Origin of the sequence: Enterobacter sp. RHBSTW-01064, assembly GCF_014103035.1 — a bacterium.
GTDB lineage: Bacteria > Pseudomonadota > Gammaproteobacteria > Enterobacterales > Enterobacteriaceae > Enterobacter > Enterobacter mori.
The window spans coordinates 121,108-138,045 of record NZ_JABXOU010000006.1 but is presented as its reverse complement, the minus strand read 5'-3'; the positions used below and the strand labels follow the sequence as shown (position 1 = coordinate 138,045).

At 55.0% G+C, this 16,938-nt stretch carries 16 protein-coding genes; 6 read left to right on the top strand and 10 right to left on the bottom strand.

The window, feature by feature from the left end; genetic code table 11:
* The first annotated feature begins 45 nt into the window (after positions 1 to 45).
* Positions 46 to 438 carry an 8-oxo-dGTP diphosphatase MutT gene (mutT, locus tag HV355_RS18085; protein ID WP_108417089.1) on the top strand — a complete coding sequence of 131 codons (393 nt, stop codon included), beginning with the start codon at positions 46 to 48 and terminating at the stop codon, positions 436 to 438.
* Between the two features lie 34 nt (positions 439 to 472).
* On the opposite strand, the gene yacG is transcribed toward mutT, so the two are convergent.
* Genes yacG through coaE form a run of 3 tightly spaced genes read right to left on the bottom strand, consistent with a single transcriptional unit; the run spans position 473 to position 2,040 of the window.
* Positions 473 to 667: a DNA gyrase inhibitor YacG gene (gene yacG, locus HV355_RS18080; RefSeq protein WP_010426960.1), complete on the bottom strand. Its 195-nt coding sequence runs from the start codon at positions 665 to 667 to the stop codon at positions 473 to 475.
* Between the two features lie 9 nt (positions 668 to 676).
* Entirely contained in the window at positions 677 to 1,420 is a 744-nt protein-coding gene (gene zapD, locus HV355_RS18075) for a cell division protein ZapD (protein ID WP_010426958.1), read from the bottom strand.
* The gene (gene coaE / locus HV355_RS18070; protein WP_108417088.1) at positions 1,420 to 2,040 is read right to left on the bottom strand and encodes a dephospho-CoA kinase; all 621 of its coding nucleotides are present in this window, start codon (positions 2,038 to 2,040) and stop codon (positions 1,420 to 1,422) included. Before coaE ends, zapD begins: the two co-directional genes overlap by 1 nt.
* 228 nt (positions 2,041 to 2,268) lie before the next feature.
* On the opposite strand from coaE, the gene HV355_RS18065 reads away from it, so the two are divergent.
* Complete coding sequence (locus HV355_RS18065; RefSeq protein WP_089599177.1) at positions 2,269 to 3,312, top strand: GMP reductase; 1,044 nt, start codon at positions 2,269 to 2,271, stop codon at positions 3,310 to 3,312.
* A 43-nt stretch (positions 3,313 to 3,355) separates the two neighbouring features.
* On the opposite strand, the gene hofC is transcribed toward HV355_RS18065, so the two are convergent.
* The 4 genes from hofC to nadC form a co-directional block, all read right to left on the bottom strand.
* Complete coding sequence (gene hofC / locus HV355_RS18060; RefSeq protein WP_174341047.1) at positions 3,356 to 4,540, bottom strand: protein transport protein HofC; 1,185 nt, start codon at positions 4,538 to 4,540, stop codon at positions 3,356 to 3,358.
* A complete protein-coding gene (gspE, locus tag HV355_RS18055) occupies positions 4,530 to 5,912 on the bottom strand; it encodes a type II secretion system protein GspE (RefSeq protein ID WP_182403016.1) in 1,383 nt (460 codons plus the stop codon). Before gspE ends, hofC begins: the two co-directional genes overlap by 11 nt.
* 12 nt (positions 5,913 to 5,924) lie before the next feature.
* Complete coding sequence (gene ppdD / locus HV355_RS18050; RefSeq protein WP_182402901.1) at positions 5,925 to 6,362, bottom strand: prepilin peptidase-dependent pilin; 438 nt, start codon at positions 6,360 to 6,362, stop codon at positions 5,925 to 5,927.
* A 173-nt stretch (positions 6,363 to 6,535) separates the two neighbouring features.
* Complete coding sequence (gene nadC / locus HV355_RS18045; protein ID WP_010426944.1) at positions 6,536 to 7,429, bottom strand: carboxylating nicotinate-nucleotide diphosphorylase; 894 nt, start codon at positions 7,427 to 7,429, stop codon at positions 6,536 to 6,538.
* Between the two features lie 87 nt (positions 7,430 to 7,516).
* Here nadC and ampD point away from each other — a divergent pair, with 87 nt between their 5' ends.
* Both ampD and ampE read left to right on the top strand, forming a co-directional pair.
* The gene (gene ampD / locus HV355_RS18040) at positions 7,517 to 8,068 is read left to right on the top strand and encodes a 1,6-anhydro-N-acetylmuramyl-L-alanine amidase AmpD (RefSeq protein ID WP_108417083.1); all 552 of its coding nucleotides are present in this window, start codon (positions 7,517 to 7,519) and stop codon (positions 8,066 to 8,068) included.
* 9 nt (positions 8,069 to 8,077) lie between these two features.
* Positions 8,078 to 8,932: a beta-lactamase regulator AmpE gene (ampE, locus tag HV355_RS18035; protein WP_182402899.1), complete on the top strand. Its 855-nt coding sequence runs from the start codon at positions 8,078 to 8,080 to the stop codon at positions 8,930 to 8,932.
* An 18-nt stretch (positions 8,933 to 8,950) separates the two neighbouring features.
* Here the strand turns inward: ampE and HV355_RS18030 are convergent, their stop codons facing one another.
* From HV355_RS18030 to aroP, 3 genes are all read right to left on the bottom strand, one after another.
* The gene (locus HV355_RS18030; RefSeq protein WP_108417082.1) at positions 8,951 to 9,901 is read right to left on the bottom strand and encodes a family 43 glycosylhydrolase; all 951 of its coding nucleotides are present in this window, start codon (positions 9,899 to 9,901) and stop codon (positions 8,951 to 8,953) included.
* Between the two features lie 10 nt (positions 9,902 to 9,911).
* Complete coding sequence (locus HV355_RS18025) at positions 9,912 to 11,309, bottom strand: MFS transporter (RefSeq protein ID WP_108417081.1); 1,398 nt, start codon at positions 11,307 to 11,309, stop codon at positions 9,912 to 9,914.
* 165 nt (positions 11,310 to 11,474) lie between these two features.
* A complete protein-coding gene (aroP, locus tag HV355_RS18020) occupies positions 11,475 to 12,845 on the bottom strand; it encodes an aromatic amino acid transporter AroP (protein ID WP_042718224.1) in 1,371 nt (456 codons plus the stop codon).
* Positions 12,846 to 13,382: 537 nt separating this feature from the next.
* On the opposite strand from aroP, the gene pdhR reads away from it, so the two are divergent.
* Positions 13,383 to 14,147 carry a pyruvate dehydrogenase complex transcriptional repressor PdhR gene (gene pdhR, locus HV355_RS18015; protein ID WP_006173806.1) on the top strand — a complete coding sequence of 255 codons (765 nt, stop codon included), beginning with the start codon at positions 13,383 to 13,385 and terminating at the stop codon, positions 14,145 to 14,147.
* A 123-nt stretch (positions 14,148 to 14,270) separates the two neighbouring features.
* Positions 14,271 to 16,934, top strand: coding sequence for a pyruvate dehydrogenase (acetyl-transferring), homodimeric type (aceE, locus tag HV355_RS18010; protein ID WP_089599170.1), 2,664 nt, complete (start codon positions 14,271 to 14,273; stop codon positions 16,932 to 16,934).
* Positions 16,935 to 16,938: the final 4 nt, after the last annotated feature.

Below are 16,938 nucleotides of genomic sequence, written 5' to 3'. Positions count from 1 at the left end.
CCGAAAAGGCGCAGATTACTGCGCCTTTTTTATGGAAGTCACAATATGAAAACACTGCAAATTGCCGTCGGGATTATTCGCAACCCGCAAAACCAAATTTTCATCACCCAGCGCGCTGCCGACGCCCATATGGCGAACAAGTGGGAGTTTCCTGGCGGAAAAATCGAGTCGGGTGAAACGCCGGAACAGGCGCTGGTTCGGGAGCTTCAGGAAGAGGTGGGGATCACCCCGCTTGGCGCAACGCTGTTTGATAAGCTCGAATACCAGTTCCCGGACAGGCACATCACGCTGTGGTTCTGGCTGGTGGAAAGCTGGGAAGGCGAGCCCTGGGGGAAAGAGGGACAGCCGGGTAACTGGGTTGCGCTAAAGGCAAGTGATGCCGACAAATTTCCTCCGGCAAATGCGCCCGTCATATCCCGCCTGACGGGCAACCTGTAGGCCTGCTAAGCGAAGCGCCAGCAGGCATTAAAGGCTATCGCTGCTCTTCGCTCCAGTCATCACTGTCAGAGAGATCGCCTTCGCTTGGAATGCGTTTCTCTTCCGCGGCCCATTCGCCCAGGTCAATGAGCTGGCAGCGCTTGCAACAGAATGGGCGAAAAGGGCTCACTTCGCCCCAGACAACGGTTTTGCCACAGGTCGGGCAGTTTACGGTGGTTACGTCAGACATCGGCACTCCTTAACAACAGGCCAGTTCAAAATCGAGGCGTTCCGGCACGGTGCCATTTTCACTGTCCAGCGGCATAAAGCGAATCGCAAAACGACTCTTATGCCCCGAAATTTGCGGGTAAAGCTGCTCACCCAGCGATAAATTCAGGCGTAACAGATCGGCATCATCCCCGTTATCCTGGTAGAAACCGTTCAGGCTGGTTTGCTTGCGGAACGGGGCTGAGTTACGGATAAGATCGAGGATCAGCGAGAGCGTTTGATTCATTGGTTCCAGGCTTGCCAGCCAGCTGTTCACCTGCGCGTCACGCTGTGCCTGCGGCATATGAAGCCACATGTGCAGGGTCGGCAGGTCGAAGCTGCAGCAACCGCCAGGGATGCTGAGACGCTGGCGCACCAGAGCGATCAGGCGATCTTCACGCAAAAACTGCCCGACGCGCGGCGCGGCCATCAAAATGGCGCTGCTGCTTTTCAACTGCTGGCGGAGCGCGTCGATACGGCTCTGGTCTACGCCTGGCACTTCTGTCCATGCCTGTAATTTACGCTGCTGGCGCTCCAACTCTTTGAGCAATTCTGTGCGGACATCGCCGCGTTCAATCACATCCAGCAGATCGCCAACGTTGCGGAAGAAATGCAGGGCGGTGGCATGATCGTTAACAGGCAGATGATGCGAAAGCTGTTGAATGAGAAATTCGATGCGTAGCCAGGTACGCATTTTTTCGTTAAGCGGGTGCTCAAAAAGGATGTGGGTCGACATTATGGTTTTTCCTGTGCAACGGCCTGCGCGGCGAACGTCAGATACTGCGCGTGCAGACGGGCAACATCCGATGCAATGGCATCTGGTGCGCCGTTATTATCAATAACATCATCCGCAACGGCAAGGCGCTGAGCGCGCGTGGCCTGTGCGGCAAGAATGTGTTCAGCATGTTCACGTGAGACCCGATCCCGCGCCACGGTTCGTAGGATTTGCGTTTCGGGGGAGACATCTATCACCAATACCCGATCGGCTTTATGTTGCAGCTGATTTTCTACCAACAGTGGAACGACCCAAAGCACATAAGGCGAACGTGCTGCGGCAATCTGACGCTGGGTTTCCTGGTGGATAATGGGATGCAGCAGGGCATTAAGCCAGGCTTTTTCTGCAGAATCAGAAAAAATGCATTCACGAAGCAGGCGGCGATTGAGCGTGCCATCCGCATTGAGGATGACGGGGCCAAAGTGTGCCTTGATGGCCTTGAGTGCGGGTGTATTTGGCTCTACCACCTGACGGGCAATGATATCGGCATCAATAATCGTGATACCCAGACGAGAAAACGCGTCCGCAACGGTACTTTTTCCACTACCGATGCCGCCGGTTAATGCGACGATATACCCCATTAAATCGAATCCTGGGAATTATTCATTATTAAAATCAATTGGTTGAAATTCAAACTTTCTACCGCGAGTGTTTAGCTCTCGTTACCTGCTTTTTACCAGGTAAATTTATAGGATTGTAACGTAAAAAAAGAGAATTTCGCAGTCTTGCGGAGCAGGTATTAGTGCGTATGATAACGTCACTGGAGTTGTGCTTTTAACATATTTGCCTCTAACCCCAGGAATCCGCACATGCGTATCGAAGAAGATCTGAAGTTAGGTTTTAAAGACGTTCTTATCCGCCCTAAACGCTCTACACTGAAAAGTCGCTCAGACGTTGAACTCGAACGTCAATTCACCTTTAAACATTCCGGTCAGACCTGGTCTGGCGTGCCGATTATCGCTGCCAATATGGATACGGTCGGTACCTTTGAGATGGCAACGGCCCTGGCACAGTTCGATATTCTTACCGCGGTTCACAAACACTACAGTACCGAAGAGTGGAATGCGTTTGTCGCCTCTGCATCCGCGGATGTGGTGAAGCATGTGATGGTCTCTACTGGCACCTCAGACGCGGATTTCGAAAAAACCAAACAGATCCTGAACGCTAACCCGGCGCTTAACTTTGTGTGCATTGATGTGGCGAATGGTTATTCCGAACACTTCGTCCAGTTTGTCAGCAAAGCGCGTGAAGCCTGGCCGACTAAGACCATCATTGCGGGCAACGTGGTGACCGGTGAAATGTGTGAAGAACTGATCCTCTCCGGTGCAGATATTGTAAAAGTAGGCATTGGTCCGGGTTCCGTATGTACTACGCGCGTGAAAACCGGTGTCGGTTATCCGCAGCTGTCTGCCGTGATTGAATGCGCTGACGCCGCGCACGGCCTGGGCGGTCAGATCATCAGCGATGGTGGTTGCACCATGCCGGGTGATGTTGCGAAAGCCTTTGGCGGCGGTGCGGACTTCGTGATGCTCGGCGGTATGCTGGCAGGCCACGAAGAGAGTGGTGGTACCGTCGTTGAAGAAGATGGCGAGAAATTCATGCTGTTCTACGGTATGAGCTCTGAATCCGCGATGACCCGTCACGTCGGTGGCGTGGCAAAATACCGTGCGGCGGAAGGCAAAACCGTGAAGCTGCCATTGCGCGGCCCGGTTGAATATACCGCGCGCGATATCCTCGGCGGCCTGCGCTCGGCCTGCACCTACGTGGGAGCATCCCGCCTGAAAGAGCTGACGAAACGCACAACGTTTATTCGCGTTCAGGAACAGGAAAACCGCGTTTTCAATAGCCTGTAATACCGCTGGCTGGCGCATGTCCGTGCGCCAGCACTATTCTGTACTATCCCGCACTCATGGCATCCCCCAGATGGAATATCGGCAGATACATTGCGACCACCAGCGTGCCGATAATCAACCCTGTCACAATCAACAACAGTGGCTCCAGAAGCGCAGCCAGATTGTCTGCTTGTTGAAATGTTTGTTCCGTATGGTGGCGGGCAAGGTTCGCCAGCATCACATCAAGCGCACCCGCGATTTCACCGGTTCGAATCAGCTGTATGCACAGCGGTGTAAAGACAGATGCCTGCTGAAAGGCTGACCACACGGGCATTCCTTGCTCGATATGTTCGCGTACCTCCCGCATTTTGGTTTGCCAGTACCCGCTTTCAACCGTCTCTTCCACACTTTCCAGCCCTTGCAAAAAGGCGATCCCGGCTCGCTGGGTTAATGACAGTACGGTAAATATCTGCCCCAATTTTTGCCCACGCGCCAGTACGCCCATTACGGGCAGATGCAGCAGCATGCGCTGCCAGCGCGGATGCCGTCGTAGCTTACAGGCGGCAACAGCCAAAATAAGAAGCAGGGCAAAAAGCGTGACAATGTGCCCCTGAATAGCGGCGGCTAACCCCATGACAGCCTGCGTGAGCCAGGGCAGGGGAGTATTAAACGTTTTATAGATCGCGGCGAACTCGGGCAGCACCAGCGTCACCATCGCCAGCACCACCAGCGCTGCAAGGGTCAGAATGATCGTGGGATAGCGCAGCGCCTTTTTGACTTTTGCACCGAGCTGCTCCTGGGCTTTTTGTTGCTGTGCGAGCTGGCGACAGCACTCCTCCAGCTTCCCCGTTAGCTCGCCTGTCTTTACCATGGAGACATAAAGCGGGCTAAACACCTCCGGCCATTTATTCATTGACGCAGAAAAGGAACAGCCTCCACTGAGATCGTCAGCAAGGCTGTGAAGCAGAGCCTGCCAATGCTTTAACGGATGCTGTTCCGCCAGCATTTGCAGGCTGTGGGACAACGTCAGGCCAGCCTGCAGCAGCGTCGCGAGCTGGCGAAAGATATCGTAGCAGTGATGACGCTGCCATCGAGGACGCTGCAATGACCGATTGAGCGCCAGCGGATGAAGATGCCGTTGTTCTAAGCTGCTGCAAGCGGCTTCTCGACTGATAGCCCAAAGCGTGCCCGTGCGGATTTCACCCTCCGCAGTAAGCGCCCGCCATCGCCAGAGTTGATTAACAGCCATCGGGCATTCCCATGACGCGGACTACCTCTTCGATCGTGGTGAGCCCTTCTTCTACAGCCATACAGCCATGCTCAAACAGCGATGTCATTCCCGCCTGACGGGCGCTGCCCTCTATCACTTCTATGCTTGCTCCGCTGGCAATCGCCTGCCGAAGCGTGCTGTCGATGGACAGCACTTCAAAAATCGCCACGCGGCCATAAAAACCGTGATAACAGCGATCGCAGCCTGTAGGTTGCCAGCGCGGAAGCGGCCTGGGCCAAAGATCGCGAGGTAATTCTTCACGGCCGCTGGCTTCATGGCGACAGTGGGGACACAGGCGGCGAACCAGCCGCTGGGCAATCACAAGCGAAAGCGCTGAGGAGATCATCCACCGGGCGACCCCCATTTGTTGAAGACGAATAAGCGTCTCCGCTGTTGAATTGGTATGGAGCGTAGACAGCACCAGATGCCCGGTTTGCGCGGCCTTGATGGCGATCTCTGCGGTGTCGCCGTCACGGATTTCGCCCACCATGATGATGTCGGGATCCTGACGAAGCAGCGCCCGCAGCACACTCTGGAAGGTTAATCCTGCTCGGGGATTAATCTGCGTCTGGTTCAACCCGGCAAGCGGTATCTCAATCGGATCTTCCACGCTGCAGATGTTGACGTCCTGAGTGTTACGCGCCTGTAACGCGCTGTAAAGCGATACGGTTTTCCCGCTGCCGGTGGGGCCTGTCACCAAGATCAAACCTTGCGGGCGATGAAGGGCCTCGTTAAAGCAGGCCAGCTGTTCGGCATTCATTCCCAGCTTAGCGGGTTCCAGCGCCTGTTGAACCTGATGCAGCAGGCGCAGCACAATTTTCTCACCACCGCTACAGGGGAGCGTAGAGATTCGGAAGGAGACAGGCTCGTTGGCTACCTCAACCGTAAACTGACCATCCTGAGGCAAACGGCGCTCCGCAATATCCAGATTGCCCAACACCTTTAAGCGCGCGATGAGCATGGTCGCCAGCGCCGCGGAAAGCGGCGGCTGCGGGCAAAGCACGCCGTCGATGCGTAAACGGATCTGGCAGGTGTGCTCCATCGGTTCAATATGAATGTCGGATGCGCGTTGGCTTATCGCCTGCTGCAGCGTGTGGTTGAGAATATCTACCGCAGAGTGCGGTGCTGATACGACGGGGAGATGAGATTGTGACGCCATCTGCCGGTGCTTTTCCATGCGTTCAACGCTCCAGCATTCGATATCAATCCGTTTTTGCGTCGCGAAACGCAATGCTTCCATCAGTTCATTGCCGGGATTTCTCGCAACGGCAATGCTGATCGTGTCGTTATCGCTGGTCAGTAGCACGGCGTGATGACGCAGGCAGAGTGCGACGAGTTGCTCGGTATTCATCATCCGCTCCCGTTAGTGCGTGTCGAAGCGGAAAACGTCTTCACAGGCTTGCTTGAGTGCGCTGTCAGAGTCGATCTTGCAGTCACGCGTCCAGCCCGTCATACCATTGCCGTCGCTCCAGAGCGGCGTCATGAGAACCTCCAGCCCGTTCAGGCTCTCCTGCCCCGTTAACGACACGACGCCTTTCGCCACGCTCATCGCTGAAACATAACGTGTCGTCGTCGGAGAGGGGATGCCGTTCGTGCCCGCATCACAACCCTCCACGCCACCGTGGTCCAGCGCGCAAAGCTCGATAGCCGTGCGATAAGGGACAAACGTTTGCAGCATATCGGTGAGTGCGGCTTTTCGCAGGTAGTTCTGGTACGCGGGTATGCCGATGGCGCTCAGGATGGCAATAATGCCAATCACCACCATTAGCTCAATGAGCGTGAATCCTTTTTGTCTGTTCATGTCTGCTCCTTAGGTTAAGTGCCGCTACTCTGGCAGTGAGAGGGCGCAGAAACGAGGGGCAAAAAAGGAAACGTGAATGGGCTTTCAGGGATTTAACGTAGCGTTACAGTGAAGGGCAAAAGATTTGCGATGAAGGCTGTATTTCCCCCTTCGCGTGAAGGGGGAGAACGGGATTACTTAAAGCGCATGGAGAGATCGAGAGCCCGCACATGCTTGGTGAGGGCACCTACGGAGATAAAATCAACGCCGGTTTCCGCGAATTCACGGAGGGTATCGAACGTCACGTTGCCGGATACCTCAAGCTGCGCTTGTCCGTTCGTCAGTTTTACCGCCTCACGCATCTGCTCGGTTTCAAAGTTATCCAGCATGATGATGTCAGCCCCGGCCTTAATCGCCTGCTCAAGCTCTTCCAGATTTTCCACTTCCACTTCAACCGGCACGTCCGGGTGGAGCCAGAAGGCTTTTTCCACCGCCTGGCGCACGGAGCCAGAGGCAATAATGTGGTTCTCTTTAATCAGGAAGGCATCTGACAACCCCAGACGATGGTTTGCGCCGCCGCCGCAGAGCACCGCGTATTTCAGCGCGGTACGCAGGCCCGGCAGGGTTTTGCGGGTATCCAGCAGCTGCGTGCGGGTACCGGCCAGCAGGTCAACGTAGCGACGTACTTCGCTTGCTACCCCGGACAAGGTCTGGACGAAGTTCAGCGCGGTGCGTTCGCCGGTGAGCAGCACGCGGGACGGGCCATCGAGCTCAAATAGCGGCTGGTTCGCCGTGACGGTGTCGCCGTCCTCCACGTGCCAGGTTACCTGCACATCATCGCCTGCCAGCTGGGTAAAGACCTCTTCAACCCAACGCTTGCCGCAAAAAACGCCGTCTTCACGCGTGATGATGACCGCGTGGGAGCGTGTCTCTTTTGGCAACAACTGTGCGGTAATATCGTTGTCGGCGCTGACGTCACCGCCCAGGTCTTCTTTCAACGCATGGGCAACGCTTGCCGGGATATCCATGTTAATACGTTCCAGAAGGGCTTCACGTCGGTGGTCGGGGTTGTAGCGGCGAGGCGGCATGATAAAACTCCAAATTGGTAACGAATCATAATATTGAAACATGCTACTCTGAACCGAGTCATTGCACCATACAGAAGGAGTTCCAGCATGTTGTTAGAAGACGGATGGCTGGTGGATGCGCGGCACGTGCCCTCGCCGCACCACGATTGCCGCCCGGAGGATGAAAAGCCCACACTGCTGGTGGTTCATAATATTAGTCTCCCGCCGGGTGAGTTTGGCGGTCCGTGGATCGATGCGTTATTCACGGGAACGATTGATCCCGATGCTCATCCCTTTTTTGCTGAAATTGCTCATCTGCGCGTATCGGCACATTGTCTGATCCGTCGCGACGGAGAAGTGGTTCAATATGTTCCTTTTGATAAGCGCGCCTGGCATGCTGGGGTGTCGATGTATCACGGGCGCGAACGGTGCAATGATTTCTCCATTGGGATCGAACTGGAAGGCACGGATACCACGCCCTACACCGATTCACAGTATCAACAGTTAGCGGCCGTGACCCGAACGCTTATCGGGCTCTATCCGGCAATCGCTGAAAATATTACCGGACACAGTGATATCGCCCCGGTGAGAAAAACCGATCCCGGTCCGGCTTTTGACTGGTCCCGGTTTCGCGCCATGCTCGCCGCGTCGTCAGAATAAGGAGATACCATGACGTTATTTACCATGCTGCTGGTAATGATTGCTGAACGCCTGTTTAAACTTGGCGAGCACTGGCATCTGGATCACCGGCTGGAGGTGATTTTCCGCCGGATCAAACATTTTTCCATGCTGCGTACGCTGTTGATGATGGCGGGCGTCATGCTTATTACCTTCCTCCTCCTGCGCTCGCTGTACGGGCTGTTTTTCAACGTGCCGCTGCTGGTGGTGTGGATCCTGCTTGGGGTGCTGTGCATTGGTGCGGGCAAAGTGCGTATGCACTATCACGCTTATCTTAAAGCCGCCTCCCGTGACGATGCCCATGCGCGCGGAGCCATGGCGAGCGAGCTGACGATGATCCACGGCGTGCCGCCGGACTGCGACGAGCGCGAGTTTCTGCGCGAGCTGCAAAACGCGCTGCTGTGGATTAACTTCCGCTACTATCTGGCACCGCTGTTCTGGTTCGTGGTGGGCGGTCCGTGGGGGCCGGTACTGCTGATGGGGTATGCATTCCTGCGCGCCTGGCAGACCTGGCTGGCCCGGTACCTGACGCCGCATGAACGCTTGCTGTCAGGCATTGATGCCATCCTGCACGTGCTCGACTGGCTCCCGGTTCGTCTGGTGGGCGTGGTGTACGCGTTAATCGGTCACGGTGAAAAAGCGCTGCCCGCATGGTTCGCCTCGCTTGCCGACCGCCATACGGCGCAGTACCAGGTGTTAACGCGTCTGGCGCAGTTCTCGCTGGCGCGTGAGCCGCACACCGACAAGATTGAAACGCCGAAAGCCGCTGTCTCCATGGCGAAGAAAACGTCGTTCGTGGTGGTTGTGGTCGTGGCGTTGCTGACTATCTACGGCACGCTGGTGTAAGCCAGCGCGCCGCAAAGACTAAAGCGTATCCGCGGGCGGGATGCCGAAATCAGGCATCCCGTTTTCGTCCCAGCGGACAAGCTTCAGGCGAGTATGGCGGTTCGGATCGTACAGCGGGTCGCCCTCAATTTCGGTGTAATTACGCGCGTGATACACCAGCACATCTTCCCCTTCCGGCGTTAGCGTAAAGCTGTTGTGTCCCGGACCGTACTGGCGGTTTTCGTAACTGGTGACGAACACCGGGCGCGAGGATTTTTGCCAGTTTGCCGGGTTTTTCGGATCGGCATTCAGGTCTATCCACAGTAGCCCCATGCAGTAGTTCTCGTCGGTGGCGCTGGCGGAATAGCTGATAAACAGCTTATCGTCGTGAACCAGCACCGCCGGACCTTCGTTGACCCAAAACCCGCGACGCTCCCAGTCATACTCCGGCTTGCTGAGCATCAGTGGCTCGCCTTTCAGCGTCCAGGGGTTTTCCATTTCGCACAGATAAAGATTGGAGTTCCCGGAGATGTCCGGCGCTTTTTGCGCCCACAGATACCAGCGTTTTCCCTGATGAACAAAGGTGGTGGCGTCCAGTGCGAAGGTGTCGAACTGCGTTTTTATCTGACCTTTTTCCGTCCACGTACCGGTGAGCGGATCGCCGTCGGCACACTCCAGCGCAAACATCCGGTGCTGGAACATCCCAAGTTCGTCGAGCGCCTGGGTGTGCGTCGCGGCAAAGTAGATGTACCACTTGCCGTCAATGTGGTGCAGTTCCGGCGCCCAGATCAACTGGCTCATCGGGCCGGTCTCGGGTTTGCGCCAGACCACAACTTCTTCAGCTTTACGTAAGCCTTCCAGCGACGCTGCGCGGCGGATCGCCAGCCTGTCGTACTGCGGCACGGAGGCGATAAAATAGTACTGCCCCTCATGGCGTAAAATGTACGGGTCGGCACGTTGTTCGATAAACGGGTTTGGCCACTGATGCATTTGGCTCTCCTTATTTTGTCTCTGCGGCTTTCAGTTCCTGATAGTCGCTCAGTTCACGGTAATTGGTGCGACGTTTTTCCAGGTCTTCCTGAATGCGTTTCATCGTTTCACGGTCTACCTTCAGCAGGCGTACTACGCCCGCGGTAATTAAGTATCCAATGCCGGGAATGACGGTAAAGAGCAGCACGATCCCGTTAATGGCGTCCGCGCTCTGCGCTTTTGCGCCCGCGTCATAACCGTACCAGGAGAGCAGGAAGCCGACCATCGCTCCGGCAATCGCCAGCCCCAGCTTCAGGAAGAAGATGTTGCCGGAGAAGCTGATCCCGGTAATGCGTTTCCCGGTCTTCCACTCGCCGTAGTCGTCCACGTCGGCCATCAGCGACCAGTGCAGCGGTGACGGGATCTGGTGCAGGATGTTCAGCAGGAAGTAGAGCACCACGATGGTGACGGTGGCTTTCGGGTCGAAGAAGTAGAAGGCGCAGGAGAAAATCGCCAGCACGATGTTGGTCCAGAAGAAGACCTTCAGCTTACACCAGCGGTCGGTCAGCACTTTAGCCAGCACGCTGCCGAGCATCATGCCCACGACGCCAAGGCTAATAAACAGCGTGGCGAAGTGGGTGCTCTGGCCCATCACCCAGGTGACGTAATACATGGTGGCCGCCATGCGGATAAAGCCCGGGCAGACGTTGCACAGGGTCAGGAGCAGAATGCGTACCCACTGGTCGTTTTTCCACACGTCTTTCAGATCGTTTTTCAGCTCGTCGTGGGTTTGCACCGCCGGGCGCACGCGCTCGCGTACGGTAGAGAAGCTGAACAGGAACATACAGGTTCCAATCAGGGCCAGGACGGTCATTGCCATCTGGTAGCCCTTGGCTTTGTCATCCCCGCCAAACCAGTCGGCCATCGGCAGCAACGTTAATGAGAGCAGCAGCGTGGCGATACCGACCATCACAAAACGATACGACTGACAGGCGACGCGCTCTTTCGGATCGTTGGTGATCACGCCACCCAGCGAGCAGTAAGGAATATTGATCGCCGTATAGGTCAAAGAGAGCAGGAAGTAGGTGACAAACGCATAGATAACTTTGCTGTTATAGCTCCAGTCCGGCGTGGTGAACATCAGGATGCTGAACAGCGCGTAGGGGAAGGCGATCCACAGCAGCCATGGACGAAATCGGCCATATTTACTGCGGGTACGGTCGGCAATCGCCCCCATGATCGGGTCCGTTACGGCGTCAATCACGCGGACGGACAGCAGCAGTACGCCGACCAGCGCAGGCGCCAGGCCAAAAATATCCGTATAAAAATAGTTAACAAACAGCATGATGGCGCCGAAGATGATGTTGCATCCCGCGTCGCCCATCCCATAGCCGATCTTTTCTTTTACTGACAGTTTGTTGTTATCCATCGACAGCTCTCCGGTTTACGGTATGGAGAGAATTATTCGCTGGCTCATGAATATATGCGTTGCAGGATAAAGGCGGTGATATGGATGAAACGGCTGAAGGCCTGAATTTGTGAGGAAGGTAACAACACGCTGTACCCGCAAAAAACGGGTACAGCGCAGAGAGGCTTAGTGCGCTTTCACGGCTTTCTGGTTCTTCTGTTTCACCAGGTAGCCCACGCCGAGGATCGCAATCCAGACCGGGATCAGGTAAACGGAAATCGCCATCCCCGGGGTGATCAGCATGATCACCAGCACGGCCGCCATAAACACCAGGCACACCCAGTTACCCAGCGGGTAAAGCAGGGCAGGGAAGCGCGTGGTAACGCCTTGCTGCTGCTTGGCGCGGCGGAACTTGATGTGCGCCAGGCTGATCATCGCCCAGTTAATCACCAGAGCAGAGACCACCAGCGCCATCAGCAGGCCGAAGGCTGACTCCGGCGCCAGGTAGTTGATCAGCACGCACAGCGCCGTGACAACTGCAGACACAATAATGGTGTTCACCGGCACGCCGCGCTTATCAACGTTGAGCAGCGCTTTCGGGGCGTTGCCCTGCTGAGCCAGACCGAACAGCATGCGGCTGTTGCAGTAGACGCAGCTGTTATAAACAGACAGCGCCGCGGTCAGAACAACCACGTTGAGTGCGTTTGCCACAAAGGTATCGCCCAGCTCGTGGAAGATCAGCACAAACGGGCTGGTGTCAGCGGTCACGCGGGTCCACGGCAGCAGGGAAAGCAGCACGGCCAGCGAACCCACATAGAAGATCAGAATGCGGTAGATAACCTGGTTGGTGGCTTTTGGAATGCTCTGCTCCGGGTTGTCGGCTTCCGCGGCGGTGATGCCCACCAGCTCGAGGCCGCCGAAGGAGAACATAATGATAGCCATCATCATTACCAGGCCGGTCATGCCGTGAGGCAGAAAGCCGCCCTGTTCCCAGAGGTTGCGCACTGTCGCCTGCGGGCCGCCGTTGCCGCTGAACAGCAGCCAGCCGCCGAAGATGATCATCGCCACTACGGCAATCACCTTAATAATCGCAAACCAAAACTCCATTTCACCGAACACTTTTACGTTAGTCAGGTTAATGGCGTTAATAATGACGAAGAAAGCCGCAGCGGAGGCCCAGGTTGGGATCTCCGGATACCAGAACTGAATGTATTTCCCGACGGCGGTAAGCTCAGCCATGGCAACCAGGACGTACAGCACCCAGTAGTTCCAGCCAGAGGCGAAACCGGCAAAGCTGCCCCAGTATTTGTAGGCAAAGTGGCTGAACGAGCCTGCAACCGGCTCTTCAACGACCATCTCACCCAACTGACGCATAATCAGAAAGGCAATAAAGCCTGCGATTGCGTACCCCAAAATAATGCCCGGACCGGCTGACTGGATAACGGACGCGCTGCCGAGAAACAGGCCAGTACCGATAGCACCACCCAGTGCAATGAGCTGTATGTGGCGGTTCTTAAGCCCGCGCTTTAGCTGATCGCCGTGCTGTTGAGCTTCCATTTGAAACCTCGTGTGTGGTTGTTATGTTCACGCTGTGCGTGTGTAATTATGAAAATCCATATTCTGTATTTATTTCTTTACGGTTAACGAGACCGAAAAAAGCGGAGATGACTTCCGTAAGCGCAAGAATAGTGGTAAGCGCCTGTGAATGCACCTGCTTTATGAAGGGCTGATGACGACTTGAATAAAAAGAAAGCATTTGTAAATCGGTCCGCTCAGTCTTCCTAACCCAACCTATAGAATAGAAATGCGCCAGAAGTGGGCGAATTTTCGTTATTTGCCTTGTTGAATCGCTTCAGATTGCAAAAACCCTCGTTTCATTAAGGTTAAAACTGCCTCTTTGGGAGTAATCAACTCATTTGTGCAAAGTTACATTTCTGAAACGTTATTTCTGTAAGGTTGTTAAAATGTGCAGGGTTTACTGATTTCAATCAAAACCAATATGGACAGAAGGTGAATACTTTGTTACTTTAGCGATACGAACTTGAAATTGGTAAGACCAATTGACTCCGGGCAAAAAGGCGTAAGACAGGGAATATGGCCTACAGCAAAATTCGCCAACCAAAACTATCTGATGTGATTGAGCAGCAGCTGGAGTTTTTAATCCTCGAAGGGACTCTGCGCCCGGGTGAGAAACTTCCGCCAGAACGCGAGCTGGCAAAACAGTTCGACGTTTCACGTCCCTCTCTGCGTGAGGCGATTCAACGTCTCGAAGCAAAGGGCTTGCTGCTTCGTCGCCAGGGCGGCGGAACCTTTGTGCAAAACAGCCTGTGGCAGAGCTTCAGCGATCCGCTGGTAGAACTTCTCTCTGACCACCCAGAATCCCAGTTTGATCTGCTTGAGACCCGTCACGCGCTTGAAGGTATTGCGGCCTATTACGCCGCCCTTCGCAGCACTGATGAAGATCGCGTGCGTATCCGCGAACTGCATCAGGCCATTGAACGGGCACAGCAGTCCGGCGATTTAGACGCCGAGTCCAGCGCCGTTGTCCAGTATCAAATCGCCGTCACCGAAGCGGCCCACAACGTGGTGCTCCTCCATCTGCTACGCTGCATGGAGCCGATGCTGGCCCAGAACGTTCGTCAGAATTTTGAATTGTTGTATGCCCGTCGGGAGATGCTCCCACTGGTAAGCAACCATCGCACCCGAGTATTCGAGGCGATAATGGCCGGGGAACCGGAGCAGGCGCGTGAAGCGTCGCACCGCCATCTGGCTTTCATTGAGGAAATCTTGCTGGACCGCAGCCGTGAACAATCGCGTCGCGAACGTTCATTACGCCGCATACAGCAACGAAAGGATTAAGCGCCAGGTACTTTTAGAGCGCGGCAACTAAACGCAGAACCTGTCTTATTGTGTTCTTGCCCAAGAGCACAATGGGACAGGTTCCAGACAAATCAACGTATTAGATAGATAAGGAATACCCCCATGTCAGAACGTCTCCAAAATGACGTGGATCCGATCGAAACTCGCGACTGGCTACAGGCGATCGAATCGGTCATCCGTGAAGAAGGTGTTGAGCGCGCTCAGTATCTGATTGATCAGCTGCTTTCTGAAGCCCGCAAAGGCGGTGTGAAGGTTGCTTCAGGTGCAGGGGCTAGCAACTACGTAAACACGATTGCCGTCGAAGACGAACCGGAATACCCGGGCAATCTGGATCTGGAACGTCGTATCCGTTCTGCAATCCGCTGGAACGCCATCATGACCGTTCTGCGCGCATCCAAGAAAGACCTGGAACTGGGTGGCCACATGGCGTCCTTCCAGTCTTCCGCGACCGTTTACGAAGTGTGCTTCAACCACTTCTTCCGTGCAGCGAACGAGAAAGACGGCGGCGATCTGGTGTACTTCCAGGGCCACATCTCTCCGGGCATCTATGCACGTGCATTCCTGGAAGGTCGTCTGACTGAAGAGCAGATGAACAACTTCCGTCAGGAAGTTCACGGTAAAGGTCTGTCTTCTTACCCGCACCCTAAACTGATGCCTGAATTCTGGCAGTTCCCGACCGTATCTATGGGTCTGGGCCCAATCGGTGCGATTTATCAGGCTAAATTCCTGAAATACCTGGAACACCGTGGTCTGAAAGACACCTCTGAGCAGACCGTTTACGCCTTCCTGGGCGACGGCGAAATGGATGAGCCAGAATCCAAAGGTGCGATCACCATCGCAACCCGTGAGAAGCTGGACAACCTGTGCTTCATCATCAACTGTAACCTGCAGCGTCTGGATGGTCCGGTAACCGGTAACGGCAAGATCATCAACGAACTGGAAGGCATCTTCGCAGGTGCTGGCTGGAACGTGATCAAAGTCATGTGGGGCGGTCGCTGGGATGAGCTGCTGCGTAAAGACACCAGCGGTAAACTGATCCAGCTGATGAACGAAACCGTTGACGGTGACTACCAGACCTTCAAATCCAAAGACGGTGCCTACGTGCGTGAGCACTTCTTCGGCAAATACCCTGAAACCGCAGCACTGGTTGCAGACTGGACTGATGAGCAGATCTGGGCCCTGAACCGCGGTGGTCACGATCCGAAGAAAGTCTACGCTGCACTGAAAAAAGCGCAGGAAACCAAAGGTAAAGCGACTGTAATCCTGGCCCATACCATCAAAGGTTACGGCATGGGTGATACCGCAGAAGGTAAAAACATCGCTCACCAGGTTAAGAAAATGAACATGGACGGCGTGCGTTATATCCGCGACCGTTTCAACGTTCCTGTGACCGATGAGCAGGTAGAAAACCTGTCTTACATCACCTTCCCGGAAGGGTCTGAAGAGCACAAGTACCTGCACGAACGTCGTCAGGCGCTGAAAGGCTACCTGCCAGCTCGCCAGCCTAACTTCACCGAGAAGCTGGAACTGCCAGCGCTGGAAGACTTCTCTCAGCTGCTGGAAGAGCAGAACAAAGAGATCTCTACCACTATCGCTTTCGTTCGTGCCCTGAACGTGATGCTGAAGAACAAGTCGATCAAAGATCGTCTGGTTCCAATCATCGCCGACGAAGCGCGTACTTTCGGTATGGAAGGTCTGTTCCGTCAGATCGGTATCTACAGCCCGAACGGCCAGCAGTACACCCCGCAGGACCGTGAGCAGGTTGCATACTACAAAGAAGACGAGAAAGGTCAGATCCTGCAGGAAGGTATCAACGAGCTGGGCGCAGGCGCATCCTGGCTGGCTGCTGCGACCTCTTACAGCACCAACAACCTGCCGATGATCCCGTTCTACATTTACTACTCCATGTTCGGGTTCCAGCGTATCGGTGACCTGTGCTGGCAGGCAGGCGACCAGCAGGCTCGCGGCTTCCTTGTAGGCGGTACCTCCGGTCGTACGACTCTGAACGGTGAAGGTCTGCAGCACGAAGATGGCCACAGCCACATTCAGTCTCTGACTATCCCTAACTGTATCTCTTACGACCCGTCTTACGCGTACGAAGTGGCAGTCATCATGCATGACGGTCTGACCCGCATGTACGGTGAAGCGCAAGAGAACATTTACTACTACATCACCACCCTGAACGAAAACTACCACATGCCGGCAATGCCAGCAGGTGCCGAGGAAGGTATCCGTAAAGGTATCTACAAACTCGAAACCCTCGAAGGTAGCAAAGGTAAAGTTCAGCTGCTGGGCTCCGGTTCTATCCTGCGTCACGTACGTGAAGCAGCGCAGATCCTGGCGAAAGACTACGGTGTGGGTTCCGACGTGTACTCTGTGACCTCCTTCACTGAGCTGGCGCGTGATGGCCAGGATTGTGAGCGCTGGAACATGCTGCACCCAATGGAAACCCCACGCGTTCCGTACATCGCTCAGGTGATGAACGATGCACCAGCGGTGGCGTCTACTGACTATATGAAACTGTTCGCAGAGCAGGTTCGTACTTACGTTCCAGCTGATGATTATCGCGTTCTGGGTACTGACGGCTTCGGTCGTTCTGACAGCCGCGAAAACCTGCGTCACCACTTCGAAGTTGATGCTTCTTACGTGGTTGTAGCAGCACTGGGCGAACTGGCTAAACGTGGCGAAATCGATAAGAAAGTGGTTGCGGACGCAATCACCAAATTCAACATCGATGCAGAAAAAGTTAACCCGCGTCTGGCGTAAGAGG

What these genes read in the sequence shown, in the direction of transcription:
- gspE (WP_182403016.1), bottom strand. Translation starts at nt 5,912, where the DNA reads ATGAATACCGAGCAACTCGTCGCACTCTGCCTGCGTCATCACGCCGTG.
- zapD (WP_010426958.1), bottom strand. Translation starts at nt 1,420, where the DNA reads ATGTCGACCCACATCCTTTTTGAGCACCCGCTTAACGAAAAAATGCGT.
- HV355_RS18065 (WP_089599177.1), top strand. Translation starts at nt 2,269, where the DNA reads ATGCGTATCGAAGAAGATCTGAAGTTAGGTTTTAAAGACGTTCTTATC.
- nadC (WP_010426944.1), bottom strand. Translation starts at nt 7,429, where the DNA reads ATGCCGCCTCGCCGCTACAACCCCGACCACCGACGTGAAGCCCTTCTG.
- hofC (WP_174341047.1), bottom strand. Translation starts at nt 4,540, where the DNA reads ATGGCTGTTAATCAACTCTGGCGATGGCGGGCGCTTACTGCGGAGGGT.
- mutT (WP_108417089.1), top strand. Translation starts at nt 46, where the DNA reads ATGAAAACACTGCAAATTGCCGTCGGGATTATTCGCAACCCGCAAAAC.
- yacG (WP_010426960.1), bottom strand. Translation starts at nt 667, where the DNA reads ATGTCTGACGTAACCACCGTAAACTGCCCGACCTGTGGCAAAACCGTT.
- ppdD (WP_182402901.1), bottom strand. Translation starts at nt 6,362, where the DNA reads ATGAACAGACAAAAAGGATTCACGCTCATTGAGCTAATGGTGGTGATT.
- pdhR (WP_006173806.1), top strand. Translation starts at nt 13,383, where the DNA reads ATGGCCTACAGCAAAATTCGCCAACCAAAACTATCTGATGTGATTGAG.
- ampE (WP_182402899.1), top strand. Translation starts at nt 8,078, where the DNA reads ATGACGTTATTTACCATGCTGCTGGTAATGATTGCTGAACGCCTGTTT.
- coaE (WP_108417088.1), bottom strand. Translation starts at nt 2,040, where the DNA reads ATGGGGTATATCGTCGCATTAACCGGCGGCATCGGTAGTGGAAAAAGT.
- HV355_RS18025 (WP_108417081.1), bottom strand. Translation starts at nt 11,309, where the DNA reads ATGGATAACAACAAACTGTCAGTAAAAGAAAAGATCGGCTATGGGATG.
- aroP (WP_042718224.1), bottom strand. Translation starts at nt 12,845, where the DNA reads ATGGAAGCTCAACAGCACGGCGATCAGCTAAAGCGCGGGCTTAAGAAC.
- HV355_RS18030 (WP_108417082.1), bottom strand. Translation starts at nt 9,901, where the DNA reads ATGCATCAGTGGCCAAACCCGTTTATCGAACAACGTGCCGACCCGTAC.
- aceE (WP_089599170.1), top strand. Translation starts at nt 14,271, where the DNA reads ATGTCAGAACGTCTCCAAAATGACGTGGATCCGATCGAAACTCGCGAC.
- ampD (WP_108417083.1), top strand. Translation starts at nt 7,517, where the DNA reads ATGTTGTTAGAAGACGGATGGCTGGTGGATGCGCGGCACGTGCCCTCG.